Origin of the sequence: Achromobacter xylosoxidans (assembly GCF_001457475.1) — a bacterium.
GTDB classification, from domain to species: Bacteria; Pseudomonadota; Gammaproteobacteria; order Burkholderiales; family Burkholderiaceae_B; genus Achromobacter; species Achromobacter xylosoxidans.
Genome location: NZ_LN831029.1, coordinates 898507 through 915449, shown reverse-complemented (window position 1 = coordinate 915449; position 16943 = coordinate 898507). Strand labels below are relative to the sequence as shown.

The 16943-nt window shown below is 67.3% G+C and carries 16 protein-coding genes; 8 read left to right on the top strand and 8 right to left on the bottom strand.

What is annotated here, in order from left to right:
• Position 1: 1 nt before the first annotated feature.
• Positions 2-2074, bottom strand: coding sequence for an AsmA family protein (locus tag AT699_RS04245; protein ID WP_020925109.1), 2073 nt, complete (start codon positions 2072-2074; stop codon positions 2-4).
• A 295-nt stretch (positions 2075-2369) separates the two neighbouring features.
• On the opposite strand from AT699_RS04245, the gene AT699_RS04240 reads away from it, so the two are divergent.
• Positions 2370-4298: an LTA synthase family protein gene (locus AT699_RS04240; protein WP_024067769.1), complete on the top strand. Its 1929-nt coding sequence runs from the start codon at positions 2370-2372 to the stop codon at positions 4296-4298.
• Positions 4299-4314: 16 nt separating this feature from the next.
• Here AT699_RS04240 and AT699_RS04235 read toward each other — a convergent pair whose 3' ends face one another.
• The gene (locus AT699_RS04235; protein ID WP_006388826.1) at positions 4315-4956 is read right to left on the bottom strand and encodes a DNA-3-methyladenine glycosylase I; all 642 of its coding nucleotides are present in this window, start codon (positions 4954-4956) and stop codon (positions 4315-4317) included.
• Between the two features lie 218 nt (positions 4957-5174).
• Here AT699_RS04235 and AT699_RS04230 point away from each other — a divergent pair, with 218 nt between their 5' ends.
• Positions 5175-5648 carry a YkgJ family cysteine cluster protein gene (locus tag AT699_RS04230; RefSeq protein ID WP_024067768.1) on the top strand — a complete coding sequence of 158 codons (474 nt, stop codon included), beginning with the start codon at positions 5175-5177 and terminating at the stop codon, positions 5646-5648.
• Between the two features lie 42 nt (positions 5649-5690).
• Here the strand turns inward: AT699_RS04230 and AT699_RS04225 are convergent, their stop codons facing one another.
• From AT699_RS04225 to AT699_RS04220, 3 genes are all read right to left on the bottom strand, one after another.
• Positions 5691-6554, bottom strand: coding sequence for an alpha/beta hydrolase (locus AT699_RS04225; protein ID WP_006388824.1), 864 nt, complete (start codon positions 6552-6554; stop codon positions 5691-5693).
• A complete protein-coding gene (locus AT699_RS31395) occupies positions 6551-6709 on the bottom strand; it encodes a hypothetical protein (RefSeq protein WP_024067767.1) in 159 nt (52 codons plus the stop codon). Before AT699_RS31395 ends, AT699_RS04225 begins: the two co-directional genes overlap by 4 nt.
• Before the next feature lie 201 nt (positions 6710-6910).
• Positions 6911-7693, bottom strand: coding sequence for a helix-turn-helix transcriptional regulator (locus AT699_RS04220; RefSeq protein WP_024067766.1), 783 nt, complete (start codon positions 7691-7693; stop codon positions 6911-6913).
• A gap of 107 nt (positions 7694-7800) precedes the next feature.
• Between AT699_RS04220 and AT699_RS04215 the strand changes: the two genes are divergently transcribed.
• The 6 genes from AT699_RS04215 (at position 7801) to AT699_RS04190 (ending at position 12721) form a co-directional block, all read left to right on the top strand.
• Entirely contained in the window at positions 7801-8241 is a 441-nt protein-coding gene (locus tag AT699_RS04215; RefSeq protein WP_006388822.1) for a Fur family transcriptional regulator, read from the top strand.
• Positions 8238-8657, top strand: coding sequence for a hypothetical protein (locus tag AT699_RS04210; RefSeq protein WP_024067764.1), 420 nt, complete (start codon positions 8238-8240; stop codon positions 8655-8657). Before AT699_RS04215 ends, AT699_RS04210 begins: the two co-directional genes overlap by 4 nt.
• Before the next feature lie 450 nt (positions 8658-9107).
• A complete protein-coding gene (locus AT699_RS04205) occupies positions 9108-10019 on the top strand; it encodes a LysR family transcriptional regulator (RefSeq protein ID WP_006388820.1) in 912 nt (303 codons plus the stop codon).
• 148 nt (positions 10020-10167) lie between these two features.
• On the top strand, positions 10168-11784 hold the full coding sequence (locus AT699_RS04200) for a methyl-accepting chemotaxis protein (protein WP_024067763.1): 1617 nt from the start codon (positions 10168-10170) through the stop codon (positions 11782-11784).
• 116 nt (positions 11785-11900) lie between these two features.
• The gene (locus tag AT699_RS04195) at positions 11901-12188 is read left to right on the top strand and encodes a hypothetical protein (protein WP_006388818.1); all 288 of its coding nucleotides are present in this window, start codon (positions 11901-11903) and stop codon (positions 12186-12188) included.
• A gap of 101 nt (positions 12189-12289) precedes the next feature.
• Positions 12290-12721 carry a RidA family protein gene (locus AT699_RS04190; RefSeq protein ID WP_006388817.1) on the top strand — a complete coding sequence of 144 codons (432 nt, stop codon included), beginning with the start codon at positions 12290-12292 and terminating at the stop codon, positions 12719-12721.
• A gap of 10 nt (positions 12722-12731) precedes the next feature.
• Here the strand turns inward: AT699_RS04190 and AT699_RS04185 are convergent, their stop codons facing one another.
• The 3 genes from AT699_RS04185 to AT699_RS04175 all read right to left on the bottom strand — a co-directional run bounded on the left by AT699_RS04185 (position 12732) and on the right by AT699_RS04175 (position 16718).
• Positions 12732-15122 (bottom strand): TonB-dependent siderophore receptor, encoded by a 2391-nt coding sequence (locus AT699_RS04185; protein ID WP_054444386.1) that lies wholly within the window; start codon positions 15120-15122, stop codon positions 12732-12734.
• Positions 15123-15225: 103 nt separating this feature from the next.
• Complete coding sequence (locus tag AT699_RS04180) at positions 15226-16215, bottom strand: FecR family protein (RefSeq protein ID WP_024067761.1); 990 nt, start codon at positions 16213-16215, stop codon at positions 15226-15228.
• Complete coding sequence (locus AT699_RS04175) at positions 16212-16718, bottom strand: sigma-70 family RNA polymerase sigma factor (protein ID WP_006388814.1); 507 nt, start codon at positions 16716-16718, stop codon at positions 16212-16214. Before AT699_RS04175 ends, AT699_RS04180 begins: the two co-directional genes overlap by 4 nt.
• Positions 16719-16943: the final 225 nt, after the last annotated feature.

Genomic DNA, 16943 nt, shown 5'->3' with positions numbered 1-16943 from the left:
CCTACTTGCCCTTGGGCGCGGGCGCCTTGGGCGGTGTCCGCATCTGCTTGAGCAGCGTGCCGCAAGAATTGTCGTCGGTCGTGCTGGGCGCGATCAGGGCCAGCAGGCCGGCGGCGGGCGTCAGGATCACGCCCAACGCCACCATGCCCGCGCCGCGCGCCGCCAGCGGTCCCACGTGCACGCCCACGTCCGGCGATCCGAAGGTGCCGCGCACGTACAGCGGCGAACGCAGCGAGAAGATGCGAAAACCCTTGCTGTCCGGCGTGATGTCCAGATCCAGTTTCTCGTTCTTGAAATCGGTGGTGCCTGTGATGTTGATCAGCGCGTTCTCGGTGTCGAACACGAATACGCGCGGTGTCATCACGCCGTTCTTCATCGACAGATCGGCGGCGCCGCAGTTGATCTTCACCTCGTCGTCACCGAACAGTTTGGAGACCACATAATTGCCGACATTGAGTCCGGCGATCTCCATCAGGCTGCGACTGATCACGCCATCGTTGACCAGCATCTTCACATCACCGCTGGCCGATCCCAGCAGCGCGGCCACCGAATTGCCGGTGCCGGACAACGCCAGGTCGCCATTGAGTTCGCCCAGCGTCTTCTGCATGGCCTGCGCGGAGGGAAACAACTGCTTCAGGCGCAGCCGCCGCGCATGCATGTCGACGCGTCCCGTAAGCGTCTGCTGGGAACCGTCCAGCCGCACCGTCGCGGCCATGCTGCCGCCCGCCATGCCGAAGCGCAGCGGGTCCAGCGTCAGCTGGCCGTCCTGCAGCACCAGATGGACCGACAGATCGGACAGGGGCAGCTTGGCGTCATGCACGATGCGGCCGGCCTCCAGCGCCACGTCGGCGTCCATGTCGCGCCAGCGATCGGTACGAAACGCCTGGGTCGGCAGGACCTTGCCGCCGGCCCGCTTGGCCGGCGCATCCTTGGGCTTGTCCTGGGCCGGCGCCTGCTTGCCCGAGGGCACGCCGATCAGCGGCCCCAGGTCTTCCATGCGCAACTGCCTGGACGTCAGCTTGCCGGTCAGCTTGGGACGCGGCGCGCTCAACGCGAACGACACGTCGCCGTGCAGGTCGCTGCCGCCGACCCGGCCGTTGAAGTCGCGGTAATCGAAGACGGCGCCGCCGGCGTTGCGCAGCTTGGCCACCAGATGGCCGTCGGTCGAATACGGCGGCGTGTCCGGCAGGGTCACGCCAGTCAGCGGGTACAGTTGCGCCATCGACCCCCCGGAGAGTTTCAGCCGCAGGTCCAGCGCGCCCAGGTTCACCGGGTCGGTCAGCGTGCCGGCGACCGCTGCCTTGGTGCCGCCGATTGTCACATCGGCCTGCACCGGGAAGGGCTGCCTGGGGTCCTGCAAGGCGAGCATGCCGCCCACCTTGCCTTCGCCCTTGGTCGCCAGGCCCTTGTATTTGCCCTCGGCCTTCCAGCCGAAAACGTAGTCGCGCGGCGCCGTGGCGGCCGCATCCTCCGGCACGAAGGAAGCGCCCGCGACATCGGCGAAAGGCACCGGTTTGCCCAAGGGGTCGACCACCACGGTCAGGTCGGCCTGCAGGATCGCGTCCGACAGGCCGACCCGCCCCTTGTCGAAGCCGATTTCATTGATATCCAGCACCCAGGGCGACGGCTCGCCCGACTCGGGCAGCGTGAAAACCCAATTGGCGCGGCCATCCGCCAGCCGCTCCAGGTCGGCGGCGGGCTCGGTCAGCTGGATCCGGCGTATCACCACCCGCTGGCTCAGCAACGGCAGCGGCGACAGGCTGAACTCGCCGCGTTTCAGGGTGGCGAACTGCGGCGCCTTGCCCCATTCGGTGTTGGCGACGCTGATGTCATTGGCCACGACGCGCGGCCATGGCACCCAGGCACGCCAGCCGCCTTCGTCCGATTCCCGCGACCATTCCACGCTGAGATCGCCATTGATGGCGAAGGGACGGCCGATGGCCGCGCTGACCCGCTCGTTGATCATCGGCCGGGCACGGTTCCAGTCGAAGGTCGCGACCACCACCACCAGCACCGCCACCAGGAGGACAATGCCCCCCACGATTCCGCCCGCTATTTTTGTTTTGCGTGTCATCGTTATGATCCTTGCCGTTGCCGCCGGAACGCCGATACCGGCCCTATTTACCCTCAAGGGTAGCGCGCCCGGCCAGGCGGGTTAAGCTTGCCGGCCCCATAATGTGTACGGATTTTTCCATGTCATAGAGAGCCCGGTCGGCAAAAGTTACAAAGCGGCCGGGCGAAAGCGGAGGTTTCGCTGGCATGGCAGGAATAATCCATACCGAATTTTTGACGCCGGCCCTGTTCAAATGCGCGGGGCGATCGACCCGCCGCGCGTTCGGCGCGGAACCGCGGCACTACCTGGAGGCCCGATGCGGCATTCAAGCTTGATTTTCGTGGTGGCGGCCTTTGCGCTGCTCACCCTCAGCCGCCTGGCCCTGGCCGCATGGCAATGGCAGCGCGTACGCAACGCGGGCGGCCTGCTGCCGCTGCTGCTGGGCGGCCTGCGCATCGACGCCCACCAGATCGGCGTCATGGCGGCGCTGCCGGCGGTGTTGTCGCCATGGTTCGGGCATTTGCCATTTGCCGCCACGGCCGCCGGCATCTGGTATCTGGTGGCTTTCATCCTGATGGCGTTCCTCGAGGTGGCCACGCCGCCTTTCATCCTGGAATACGACACCCGTCCCAACCGGCTGTTCGTCGAATACCTGAAGCACCCGCGCGAAGTCTCCGGCATGCTGTGGCGTGGCTACAAGGGTGCGCTGCTGGGCGGCTTCGGCGCCCTGGGGTTGATCGGCTGGGGCGCGTATGAGCTGTTCGGCCACGCCGTGCCCGATGCGCCGCTGGCCTGGTGGCAGATGCCGCTGGCCAGCCTGGCGATCCTGGCCGTGGTGATCCTGGCGATCCGCGGCACGCTGGGCCACCGTCCCATCAATCCGTCATCGGTCGCCTACAGTTCGGACGGCATGCTCAACACCCTGGCGCTGAACTCGCTGTACAACGTGTTCTACGCCGTCTACAGCATGAAGAACGAGAAGTCGGCCTCGGCCGTGTATGGCGGCATGGACGACGACGACATGCATCGCCGCGTGCTGGCGCAAGCCGGCCTGCCTTACCCGCCGGCCAATGCCGACCACCCCAGCCTGCATCGCCAGCCCGCCAGCCGTAAAACCGCCCGCCCCCTCAACCTGGTCATCATCCTGGAAGAGAGCCTGGGCGCCCAATACAGCGCCGGCCTGGGCGGCATGGACCTGACGCCCGAACTGGACGCGCTGGCGCGCCAGGCCTGGACCTTCACCCGCGCCTACGCCACCGGCACGCGCTCCGTGCGCGGCCTGGAGGCCGTGGTGACGGGTTTCCTGCCGACTCCGGCGCAGGCGGTGCTGAAGCTGCCGCGATCGCAGCGCGGCTTCTTCTCGCTGGCCGACCTGCTGGGCCGCCACGGCTACCACTCGCGCTTCATCTACGGCGGCGAATCGCACTTCGACAACATGAAAGGCTTCTTCCTGGGCAACGGTTTCAAGCAGATCGTCGACCGCGAGGACTTCGTCGATCCCGCCTTCGTCGGCACCTGGGGCGCGTCGGACGAGGACATGTTCAACCAGCTCGACCGCCTGCTGCGCGAAGATGGCGACCAGCCCACCTTCACCCTGGCCTTCAGCGTGTCGAACCATTCGCCGTGGGAATATCCGGCGGGCCGCATCCAGACCGACGGCAATCCGGCCACGGTGGAAAACACCGTGCGCTATGCCGACTGGGCGCTGGGCCGCTTCTTCGAGCGCGCCAAGGACGCGCCGTATTGGGAAAACACCGTATTCCTGATTGCCGCCGACCATGACTCGCGCGTGTTCGGCGCCAGCCTGGTGCCGGTGCGCCATTTCCATATACCGGCGGTGATCCTGGGCGCGGGTATCGAAGCGCGGCGCGACGATCGCCTGATCAGCCAGATCGACCTGGCGCCGACGCTGCTGTCGCTGATCGGCGTCGACACCGAGCACCCCATGCTGGGCCACGACCTGACCCGCAGCACCCCGGGCCGCGCCATCATGCAGTACGACAACACCTATGGCTACCTGAAGGAAAACGACCTGCTGGTGATGGCGCCAAACAAGACGCCCGTGCAATACCGCTACACCGCGCCCGAAGACTACGCGCCGGTGGCGCTGGACCCGGAACTGGCCGAGGAAGCGCTGGCACACGCGCTGTGGCCCAGCTGGGCCTACCGCGAGGGCCGCTACTGCATCCCCGCCGCGGCCGCGCCCGCGCAAACCGCGTCCGCGCCGCTGACTGCCACGCGCTGAGCCACGCGGCGGCCGATCACGGGCCGGCGGCCCCGCCCTTGTCCGCGGCAGCCTGGGCCGGCCGCCGGAACACCTTGCGGGCCCGCTCACTCGGAGCGTGGCAATGGCAGTCGGGATGGTGGTCGTTGACCATGCCCACCGACTGCATGAACGCATAGACGGTGGTCGGCCCCACGAACTTCCAGCCCAGCTTCTTGAGCGCCTTGGACAAGGCCTCGGATTGCGCCGAGGTCGATGCGCCGCGCGTGGACGAGGCCCCGGCCGGGGCCTCGAAGCGCCACAGGAACGCCCCCAGCGAGCCCTCGCGCTCGATCATTTCGAGCGCGCGTTGCGCGTTGTTGATGACGGCCTCGATCTTGCCGCGATGGCGCACGATGCCGGCATCGGCCAGCAGCGCCTGGATCTGCGCTTCGCCGAAGCGCGCGACCTTGGCCGGATCGAAGCCGGCAAAGCCGCGGCGGAACGCCTCGCGCTTGCTCAGGATGGTGCGCCAGCTCAGGCCCGACTGGAAGCCTTCTAGGCACAATTGCTCGAACAGGGCGCGGTCGTCGCCTTGCGGGAAGCCCCATTCGGTATCGTGGTACGCCATGTATTCGGCGGATGTGTCGACCCAGCCGCAGCGGGCAAGGCCGTCGGAGAAGTCGGAATTGGCGTTCATGGAAGCGTCCTGGCGGCTGTCGGGTTTCCGATGCTACCGCAGCAACGTCCCCGAAAAAAGTCGTAGCGGCCGCAAGCCGAATCCAGCTACTATTTCCCACCCTGATCCCGCGCCGGCCGTGTCCGCGCGCCGTCCCGGATCGGCCTGGCGGGCTTGCGGCATGCAAGCCCGTTTTGCGTCCATGCCGGGGCCCGGACGGGGCTTTCGGATCCTCCGCCATGTCCCTGCTCGAGACAGCCGCCCTGACCCTGATGTCGCCCGCCCTGCTGGCCGGCGACAACAACCCCGCCACCAATCCCTGCCTGGACTGCGGCGCCTGTTGCTCGCATTTCCGGGTGTCGTTCTATATCGGCGAACTGGCCGGTGAAAATGGCGGCCAGGTGCCTCTGGATCTGGTCACCCAGATGAGCCCGCTGCGCGCCTGCATGAAAGGCACCGAAATGGGCGGCGGCCGCTGCATCTCGCTGCGCGGCGAACTGGGCCGGCCGGGCATCCATTGCGCCATCTACGAAAACCGCCCGACACCCTGCCGCGAATTCGACATCTGGCAGCCCGACGGCTCGCCCAACCCCGATTGCCAGCGCCTGAGGCTGGCCCTGGGCCTGCCGGCAGTGCCGCCGCGCCCCGATGCCGAAAACGACCCGCAGGGCCCTTCGCATCCCAATCAGCCCGACCAGCCCGCGGCCGCCTGAGCCCCCGCGCAAGGCGTCCCGGCCCTGCGCAGACAAGCGCCGCTAGCGGGCGGCCACCAGCAGGCCTTGCGCCTCGTCCGGCGCGGTTGCGCCGCGGGTTCGCCGCGATTCTGCGGCGCGCCGCCGCACACGCACGATGCCCGGATCCTTGCCCAGGAATGCCAGCACGTTCTGCATCACGCGCTCGCGCTCGTGATCCACGCAGATCATGTGGTAACTGTCCTGCAGCAACACCACCGACGCGCCGGGAATCCGCGCGCCCAGCAGGCGCGCCGAACGCGGGCTGGTCAGCTCGTCCTCGACCGCGTGCATCACCAGCGTCGGGCAGCGCATCTGCTCCAGCCCGCGCTTGACCATGCCGCGCAACCGGTCGACCTGGCGCACGCAGGCCAGCGGCACCCATTGGTAATGGAAGCCGTCGCCCCGCGCGAAGCCGGCCTTGATGAAGGCCCGCACCAGTTCGCTCTTGACGCCGTAGGGGTCTTCTTCCTCGACCCGGATGCGGCGCGGCACCCCCGGCACGTGGTAAAGCAGGTAGCGCAGGCCGCGATACCACGGCGTGCTCCAGCCATCCAGGAACACGGGCGCGGACAGCGACACCAGCGCGCCCCGGGTATGCGATTCGCGTTTGCACAGCTCCACGGCCAGCAGCGCGCCCAGGCACATGCCGATGACGTGCACGACTTCGTACTGCTCGCACAACTCGCGGTAGCGGCGCGTCACCACGTCCATCCAGTCCTCGACCCGCACGTCCAGCAGGTCCTCGGGCCGGCCGGCGTGGCCGGGCAACGTCACGCCATGGGTTTCCACTCCCGCGCGCGCCAGCACCTTGTGCAGCGAGCCCATGTCGAATTCGGTGCCGCCCAGGCCATGGATCAGCAGCGCTCCGGTGCGAGGCGTCGTCACGGCGCGCTCCCGGCCACGGCGTCGAGCTGCCAGGCGTTGCGCGTGGCGGCCAGCAGGCGCGCCAGGACGGGGGCGAAGGCGATAACCGGGGCCGGCGCCGCGGCGCCGCCGGCGCTCCCGGCCGGCGGGAAAGCGAAGATTGGTTGGCAAGTCATGGAACACCCTTGATGCATGGAGGGCGGGACGAGAAGACCTGTCCTACCCTGGCGCCATGGTAGGCAAGGGGCGCGCGGGAAGATCCGCAAATCTGTCGGGAAAAAGTGAAGATGCGTAAAGGCTGGACGGCCACCGCGTCCGGGCGTGGCCGGGGCAACCGGCTCGGCGGCCGGACGCGGCCGGCGGGAAATGCAGGCGGCCTATTCCCGGCCGGCCAGGTAGCGCGTGGGCGTCATGCCAAAAGCGCTGCGGAAACTGCCGATGAAGGCGCTGGTGCTTTCGTAGCCCACAGACAGCGCCGCCTCGGTCACCGACCCGCCGCGGCAGAGCATTTCCAGCGCGCGCAACAGCCGCGCCTGCTGGCGCCATTGGCCCAGCGTGACGCCGGTCTCCTGGCGGAAACGGCGCATCAGGGTGCGCGACGACATGTTCAACCGTTGCGCCCATTCGTCGATGCCGGAGGTGTCGTCGGGCGTGCCCAGCAGGGAATTGGCCAGGTCCTGCAGGCGCGGATCATGCGGCATCGGCAGCAACACCGGCGCGTGCTCGCGTTGCGTGATCTCGGCCAGCAGCACGTCGAACAGCTGTTCCAGGTAGACGTCGGACAGCTCGCCCGACTGGCTGGTGGTGAAGCGCTCGATCAACGCGTCGATCAGTCGCGACGACGGCCAGGAGCGGCAATGATCCGGCAGCCGGGCGCAGGCATCGGCCCGCACGTACAGGAACGAACCGCGCGCCTCGCCGAACCAGCGCGCGGCATGCTGCACCCCAGGTGGAATCCAGCCCAGGCTGCCGGGCAGCACCGTCCAGACCTGGGTGCCGGCCTGCACCAGCACCAGACCCGCATGCACGAGCACCAGCATGCCCTCGTTGTGGGAATGGTCGGGCACGGAGATGCCCTTGGACGCCCGGGGGTGCTGGATGCTGAAGGGCGTCAACAAGACATCGGGGATGGCGTGGTGGACCACGACCAGGTCGGACATGGTTGGCAGATTTGAGCTACAGGTTGACGGGTTCCCGTTAGCGGGACTTTTTGAAAATGTACATCATTCTCATCATTCGGGCAGCAACCCCGGAATGGAGAATCATCATGGACCATACCCGCCTGCGGGTGGCCGGCATCAAAGCCACCTTCCCGCGCCTGAAGATCCTGGACATCTTCCACCAGCACGCGGACCAGCACCTGAGCGCGGCGGACATCTACCGCAGCCTCATCTCGGAACACAGCAGCATCGGCCTGGCCACGGTTTATCGCGTCATCACGCAACTCGAGGACGCCGGACTGCTCAAACGTACTCAGCTCGACTCGCACTCCACCGTGTACGAACTGAACGACAAGGGACACCACGACCACCTCGTCTGCCGCCATTGCGGCCGGATCCAGGAGTCCAGCGACAGCGCAATGACGCAACTGGTGCGCAAGATCGCCAGGCAAAGCGGCTTCGCGCTGGACTCCTACAGCCTGGTGCTTTACGGCGGCTGCGGCTGCCACAAGGGCGGTCCCGCCCTTTCCATCGGAGAATTCGAATGAACCGCGACCAGTTTTTCTTCCACGACCTATCCCAGTTCCCCATCGTCACCGCCAAGCACGGCAGCGCCCCGGCGGGCTATTCCGCCAGCTGGATCCGCGAGATGGAGATGCTGGTGAACAACCCGCAGACCTTCGTCATGGTGGTGCCCGACATGCGCAACGAAGCCAGCCACGACGATCGCAAGGCCATGATCGAATGGCAGACCAGCAACATGTCGCGGCTGAAGGCGCGCTGCCGCGCCTTCATCGCCGTCGAACGCGACGCCGGCGCGCTGGACAAGATCCGCAAACGCGGCGAGAAAATGGCGCGCGCCTTCGGCATGCCGTTCCTGGCCGTGGCGACGGCCCACGAGGCGGTGCAATGCGCCCGTGAACTGCTGGGCCAGGCCGGCTCCGGCGGCTTCGTGCTGGACTGATCCTCCCTCCGCCACGGTCCACTTTGCAGGCGCGCCCTCCGGCGCGCTTTTTTTCGTCTTCCGCCCGCGCCCGGCCGCAACTCCAGCCACAGCGTCTTATTGCCGAAATTAGAATGCAATATTGATAAATTTGCGATTGTGGCAAAAGGTGTTGCTGGAATAAATTCCACCTCTGGCCCAATCGCCTGTCCCGCAGGCCCCGGGACTGGCATCCCCGCGCACCGGGCTCCCCGGACGGCGCACCCGTCCCGCCGGCCGCGCAACCCGCCATCGCTTCCGTGGTCCGACGCCGTTGGCCGCGGCGTTCACAAGACGCCACGGCGCGCGGCCGCCCCCGACGGGTATCGGTACGCTTTGCTTACCGGTATGTCAGGGGCCACCGTCTCGCGCGCTGCTTTTACGGTTGCCAGCCGCCCGGACTCGACACTGCGATTTACGGCACTCATATCAATGAAGCGATTCCAATTCGACAGCACCGCGCTTCGTTACTTTCTCGCCGTCGTCGACACAGGATCCGTCAATGGCGCCGCCGCGCGGCTCAATGTCGTCAGTTCGGCGGTCAGCCGCCAGATCGCCGGCCTGGAACAACGCCTGCACAACCAGTTGTTCGAACGCCATCCCAAGGGCATGCGGGTGACCGAAGCCGGCCGCATCCTGGCGGATCATGCGCGCCGGGTGGAAGCCGACGCCGCCCGCACCTATGCGGAGATCGACGGCCAGAACGGCCGCTATACCCAGACCGTGAAAGTCGCCGGCGCTCCCGGCTTTGCCACCTATGCGCTGCCACGCAAATTCGCCGCTTTCCAGGCCGAGCACCCCTCGGTCCGCTTCAACCTGCATATCCTGGACGCCGGCCAGGTCTCCGAGAGCGTCCGCTCGGCACAGGCCGACATTGGCGTCACCTATAGCCACATCGCGGAAAAGGACATTGCCGTCTTCTACGCGCATCCGGCGGAGATCGTCGCCGTGATGCGGCCCGACCACCCGCTGGCCGCCTGCGAATCCCTGCACCTCACCCAGCTCTCCGCGTATCCGCTGGCATTGCCCGACGGCGGCAGCGCCCTGCGCCAGATCCTGGACACGGCCTGCAGCCTGTACAACATCACGCTGTCGGCGGCATTCACCTCCAATCTGCCGGAAGCGGCCTATCACTATGTCCTGACGGGCGACGCGATCACCCTGTGCGCCCGCCTGACGGCCGCCGATCACCTGGCAAGCGGCCGGCTCATCTGCCGCCCGCTCAACGATGCCCTGCTCAACGCCGGCCAGCTGCAGTTCCAGACGCATGCCTCGCGTCCCTTGTCCGATGCCGCGCACCGGTTCCTGCGCTTCATCCGCAACGACACGCACCGGTTTTTCTAGCCGGCCGGCTGGCATTGCCGAAACCAGAATGCCCCGATGAAAAATGATCAATTGTTAAATATGTAATTCAAATTTACAGTCAGTCCGGATTTTTCCGACACCGCGCTTTGACGGGTCAGCACCAAGACATACATAGGAGCCTGCGAGCATGCTGAAGAACCTGAAGATACGCACCGGCCTGCTGGCCGTCCTGGCCATCTTCGTCCTGGCGCTGGCGGTCGCCACCGGCATGGGCTGGCTGTATGCGCTCGACGCCGACACGGCGGTGGACGACCTGAACTCGGTCGCCACCGAACAGACCCGCCCGCTCTATGACACCCAGACGTTGCTGCTGCGCAGCCGGCTGACGCTGGTGGCCGCCTACCTGGACATCGTGTCCGGCAAGGGCAGCCAGGCGCAAGGCAGCATCGACCAGGCCACGCAATACCTGCGCGAGGCGCGCAAGCGCTTCGCCGTGTACCAGCAGGTGCCCAAGAACACCGAGGCCGGCGCCAAGCTTGCCAGCGAACTGGACAGCGTCTTCAACGGCTACGTGCGCAGCATCGAAACCCTGGAGCAGGCGCTGCAGAAGCAGTCGGCGGAAGGCTACGCGGCCGCGGTCGCCGACACGCGCGGCGCCGACGCCCGCTTCGTCGAGCGGGTCAATGGCTTCCTGGAGCACACCGAACGCCGCAGTGCCGCCATCAACACGGCTTCCGACCAGCGTTACGACCGGGCGGAACTGTCCACCATCATCATGTTGGCCCTGGCCGCCGTCCTGGCGCTGGGCTGCTGGCGCTTCATCAGCCGCCAGGTGCTGCAACCGCTGAAAGACGCCGCCCTGCATTTCGACCGCATCGCGTCGGGCGACCTGACCCAGCGCGTCGCGGTGAACTCGGACAACGAAATCGGCGTCCTGTTCATGGCGCTCAAGCGCATGCAGGAGAGCCTGACCCGTACTGTCGCCGAGGTGCGCCGCAGCGTCACCGAAATCAATACCGGCGCCGCCGAGATCGCCTCGGGCAACACCAATCTGTCGTCCCGCACCGAGGAACAGGCCGCCTCGCTGGAGGAAACCGCCGCCTCCATGGAAGAGCTCGCCACCGCGGTCAAGCAGAACACCGAGCATGCGCACCAGGCCAACGGTCTCGCGGCCGAAAGCCGCGGGGTCGCGCTGCGCGGCGGAGTAGCGGTCGGCCAGGTGGTGGAAACCATGGCCCGGATCTCGGAAAGCTCGCGCCGCATCGCCGAGATCGTCTCGGTGATCGACGGCATCGCCTTCCAGACCAATATCCTGGCCTTGAACGCCGCGGTCGAGGCGGCCCGCGCCGGCGAGCAGGGCAAGGGTTTCGCCGTGGTCGCCGGCGAAGTGCGCACGCTGGCCCAGCGCAGCGCCCAGGCCGCCCGGGAAGTGAAAGACCTGATCGAGCAATCCTCCAGCAATGTCGACAACGGCGCGCAGCAAGTGCGCGTGGCGGGCGACACCATGCAGGAAATCGTCGCCTCGGTGCAGCGCGTCACCCACATCATGGCGGAGATCACCGAAGCCTCGACCGAACAGTCCCTCGGCATCGACCAGATCAACCGCGCCGTCACCCAGATGGACGACGTCACCCAGCAGAATGCGGCGCTGGTCGAGGAAGCCGCGGCCGCGGCCGCATCGCTGGAAGAGCAGGCCAAGCGCCTGGCGGCCACCGCGGCGTTCTTCAAGCTGCCGGCCGAGACCGTCATCGACGTGACGCCGCAGGCCATCGCCGCGCCGCTGCGCGCGGCCTACGTCGCCTGAAACACGCCTGGGGAGACGGCGATTTAAGACTTCGCCGAATCGGCCGTTGTCCTGTAGGTCAGGCCCGCCGCAGCCCTTGCCGCGGCGGGCCTCCACCCGACCACGAGCCCCGACGCATGAACCGCGCCCTCGCCTGCCATTTCTGCCTATCGACGCTGGCCCAAGGCGCGCCGCTGCTGGAAAGAAATGGCTCGTCCATCTGCAAATCCTGTGTCGACGCCTTCTCGGCCGAATTCGCCGAGCGGGCCTGGGCCATGGCGTCGTCGCTGGACGAGCAGCTCGACGTACTGCTGATCGAAAGCAAACGGGCGCTGGAACAAAGCGCCACCCTGGCCGAACGCGCGCGCGGCTGTGGCCTGAGCCTGGCCGACCTGTCGGCCATGCCGCCCCGCACCCTGTCCTGATCCTTGGGGCCCGCCGACGATTGCGGGCGATCGCTTGACCTCAACCGCGGTTTAGGTTCGATACTCCGGCTTCACCAATACGGTTGTTCCCGGAGTCCCGCATGTCGTCCCGCATCACCCCCGCCTTGTCCTCGCTCGCCTTCATCAACCCACCGGGCCTGTACGACCCCCGCCCCAATGGCTACTCGCATGTGGCCGTGGCCGACACGCCCGCCCGGCTGGTGTTCGCGGCCGGCCAGGGTGGCGAAAACAGCCGGGGCGAACTATCCCCTGACTTCCTCGTCCAGGTGCGCCAGGCGCTGGACAACGTGCAGACCGCCCTGCACGCGGCCGGCGCCACCCTGTTCGATGTGGCCAAGCTGACGGTGCTGGTGGTCGACCACACCCAGGAACGCCTGGCGCTGTTCTCCAACGAGATCAAGTCGCGCTGGGGCATCCACCTGGCGCCCGCCTGCACCCTGATCCCGGTGCCGCGGCTGGCGCTCGACGGCATGCTGGTCGAGATCGAGGCGACGGCGCTGCTGCCGCTCTGATCCCCCTGCCTCAGAAAGTGTATTTGGCGGTCAGCAGGAACGACCGCGGCGCGCCGAAATGGTTGTTGTCCTGGGTGCTGCCGATCGCCTGGTAGTAGTACTTGTCGAAGATGTTGTACACGTTCAGGCGCAGATCCAGGTTGCGGCTCGCCTGGTACGACACGACCGTATCGACAATGCCATAGCCCGCCTGCCGCACGTTGTAGCGCGGCAGGCTGATCGGACTTTGCAGGCGGACCGCGCCGCCCACGCGCCATGCGTTCAGCGCGCCGGGCAGCGTGACCATGGTGGACAGCTTGAACAGGTGGCGCGGCGTCTGCGTGTCATAGCGCGTGCCGGCCGGACCGTTCTCCGAATCCTTGAGGTACGTGGACTGGTTGTAGGTGTAGCCGGCCATGACCTGCCAACCCGGCGTCAAGGTGCCGGCCAGTTCCAGCTCCACCCCCCGGCTCCGCACCTCGCCCGCTTGCGAATAGCACGACTGGGTCGGATTCGCGCAGGTGGACTGCAACTGCGTGATCGGCAGGTTGCGCTGGTTGATCTGGAAAATCGCGGCGCTGGCATTGAGCCTGCCATCGAAGTACTCACCCTTGACCCCGGCCTCCAGATTGGTGCCCGTCACCGGATCCAGCAACGCGCCCGTCGCCGTCTGGTAGTTCTGTGGTTGGAAAATCGAGGTCCAGCTGGCATACACCGAGTGGTGGGCGTCCAGGTCGTAGACCAGCCCGGCGTAGGGCGTGATCTCATTGCTCACCTTGTAGCCGGCCGGATCGACGTAGTCGCCGGACTTCAGCGTCATGCGGTATTCATACGAATCGACCCGCGCCCCCAGCATCAGCGTCAGGGGATCGGCCAGGCTGAGCCGGGTGGTGGCGTACGCGCTGGACAAGCGCTGGTGGCCCTTGCGCGACCACGGGTAGGTGAACGCGGGCTTGGGCACCGCGCTGGAATCCCAGTTCATGGGATCGACGATCACGTTGTAATCCGTGGGCCAGCCGCCCGGGCCGTCATCGTCCTTGTTGCGGCGAAAGCTGCCGCCCAGCACCAGTTCGTGGGTGCGGCCCAGCAGCTGGAACGGACCGCTCAGGTAGCCGTCGATGCTGTGCTGCGTCTTGTCGTAGGCGTATTGGCCCGCGCCCTGGCCGAAGTCCTCGGAATCCTCCAGGGGATAGAGATATGTGCCCAGCATGTCCAGCTTCGAGCGCAGCACGCGGGCCGTCACCCGGCCTTTCCAGCCGTTCGCGAAACGGTGGTCCAGCTCGGCGAACAGGCTGGAGTTCTCCTTGTTCCAGTAGGCCCAGTCGGGGGTCAGGCGGGTCGACCGATTGAAGTCATAGAACGAGCCATCACGCCGCGTCGGCAGGCCGTTCCAGTCGGCGCCCGGGTTGTCCTCGCGGTTGTAGTAGCCGCCCACGCTCAGCGTGGTGTTCGCGCCCAGGTCGGCCTCGATCGTGCCGTAGTACAGCTGCCGCTGATGCTCGTACGCCTTCTTGAAGGTGCGCGAATCCTGGTAGGCGACCACGCCACGCGCGCGCACGCTGCCGCTGGCGTTCAGGGGCCCCGACCCATCGACCTCGCCACGGTAGTTGTCCCAGCTGCCCGCGCTGGTCGTCACCGAGAATTGCGGCGTGGAGGTCGGCCGCTTGCGCACCAGATTGATCGTGCCCGACGGATTGCCCACGCCGGTCATCAGCCCGGACGCGCCTCGCAGCACCTCCACGTGGTCATACATCGCCAGGGTGGCGACGCCCTGCGTGTCGTAGTCATAGGCCAGCGGCACGCCATCGGCCAGGAAGGAGCTGATCTCGAACCCGCGCGAGAAGAACTGGGTCCGCTCGCCGCCGCCGATCTGGCGCGTGGTCAGGCCCGTGGTATCGCGCGCCACCTCATCCAATGACTGGAAGCCCCGGTCATCCATCTGCTGCCGCGTCACCACGCTGATCGACTGCGGCGTCTCGCGCTGGGACAACTGGAACTTGGTCGCGGTGCTCATCGAACCGATCGTGTACGCGCCCGAGCCCTCGGTGACCGGCCCCAGCGTGGCGCCTTCGACATTCACCGGCGCCAGCGTGGCAACGCCTGCCGCGCTCCGCCGCAGCGTCAGGGTGCCATCCGCCGCCGTGGACAGCTCCAGGCCCGAGTCGGCCAGCGCGCGCCCGGCGGCCTGCCGCAGCGTCAGGTCGCCAGCGACCGCTGGCGCCATCTTGCCGGCCACCAGTTCGGGCGAATACGAGATCACCGCGCCCGCGGTCCGCGCGATCTGGGTCAGCGCGACGTCGAGCGGGCCGGCCGCGATGCGATACGACCGGACCTCCTGGGCGACTTGCGCCTGGACCGGGACGGCGCTGGCGAAGGCGAGCGCGGCCAGCGCGCGGGAAGCCGGGGACCTGAAGCAGAACATGGAACACTCCGTGATTGCGTGAAGACGCGTTCCATGTATGTGCAATGGCATCGCCAAAAAAACACCCGGCGCGAAAAATTTTCTGTGGCGCGGCAATCGCGCCTCAGGCCTGCCGCGCCGCGACGTCGATCATCACCAGCCAGGCGCCGAAGCGGCGCAGGGTGATCGGCTGCGTGTGGCGCAGGGCCTCGAGGGCGCGCTCGGTATCGTCCAGCGGGAACAGGCCGGACACCCGCAGGCGGCTGGCGGCGGCGGACACCCGGATCCAGCCGGGGCGATAGCGCGCCAGCGCATCGACCACCCGTTGCAGCGGCTCGTCGTGGACCTCGATCCGCCCTTCCTGCCAGGCGGCCGCATGGGTCTGCGCCGCCTGGACCGGGTCGATCCTGTGCGCGTCGAACCACGCGCCCTCCCCCTCGGCCAGCAGGCGCTGCTGGCCGCCCACGGTGACGATCCCGGCCTGTCCGGTCAGCGCCACGCACTGGCTGCGATCCTCGGCGCATCGCACCAGCACGCTGCCGCTGCGCGGCAGCACCGTGCCTTGCGCGGTCTGGATGCGCAGCGGTGACGCTCCGCCAACCGCGTCGGCGCCGTCGGCCAACCTCACGACGATGGCGCCCGCTTCCAGTCGCACCCGCCGCCGCCCGCCCGAAAAATCGACGCTGGCCGCGGTGCGCGCGTCCAGTTCCATGATGGCGCCATCGGGCAAGGCCACGGTACGGCGCTGTCCGGTGGCGGTCAGGTAGTCCGCCGCCACGTGGGTCAGCGGCAGGAACCGGTCCAGGCAGACGGCGCCGCCGACCAGTCCGCCAGCGGTCAGGAGCAGCTTGTTCAGCCGACGCCGCTGGGCCTCCTGCGGCCGCAGCAAGGAGCGCCGCAACGCGCCGGAAGCGCTCAACAGACGGGGATCGATGGCGTGCAGCGCGCTGCCGAGCGCCGCCTCCAGGTGGTGCCAGGCCGCTTGGTGCGACGGACTGGCGGCCAACCAGGCCTCGAATGCGCGCTGGTCGGCCTCCGTGGCCGCGCCCCCGGACAGACAGAGCCGCCAGGCAATGGCGGCTTCGCGCGCCGCGGCGGCGGGCGTGGCGCTCATGCGTCGAACACCGCGCAGCAGCGCTGCAAGGCCTGGGCGATGTACTTGCGCACCATCGTGGGAGACACATCCAGGCGGCCGGCGATATCGACGTGCGTCATGCCGTCGAGCTGGCTGTAGAGAAACGCCATGCGGGCCTTGGAGGACAGGCCATCGAGCACGGCGTCCAGGGCCTGCAATGCCTGCAAGGTCTGGTAGCGGCTCTCCGCCGAGGGTTCCACCAGTTCGGGCTGGATGCGCAGCATGTCGAGCCAGGCCCGCTCCAGTTCACGCCTGCGCCAGAGCCGCCAGGTGATGCGCCGCGCGATCGTGACCAGCATCGCGCGCGGCTCGTGCAACTGGTGCAGCGCCGGCGCCTGCAGCAGCTGGGTGAAGGTCTCGCTGGCGACGTCCTGCGCATCTTCCCGGTTGCGCAGGCCATCGCGCAAGCGCCGCTCGAGCCACGGATGATCGTCTTTGTAGATGCTGGCGAAGCGGGCGTTTCTGGCCAGATGGGAGTCCACGGCGCACAAAATAGGGAAATAGGAATCGTTATTGATTATGACACGATTCCCCCGCCGGGATGCGATGCTGGCCCTGCCAGAAGAAAACCGCGGCAAGGCCTGCGTCGCAAAAAAAAAACGCCGCTATGAAAGCGGCGTCTTTTCGATGCGGCGGCGCCAGAGGCAATCTGGCCGCCAGGAACAAAGACCTGAACAACCTCGCAGGCACTTGGCTCCAACAAATTT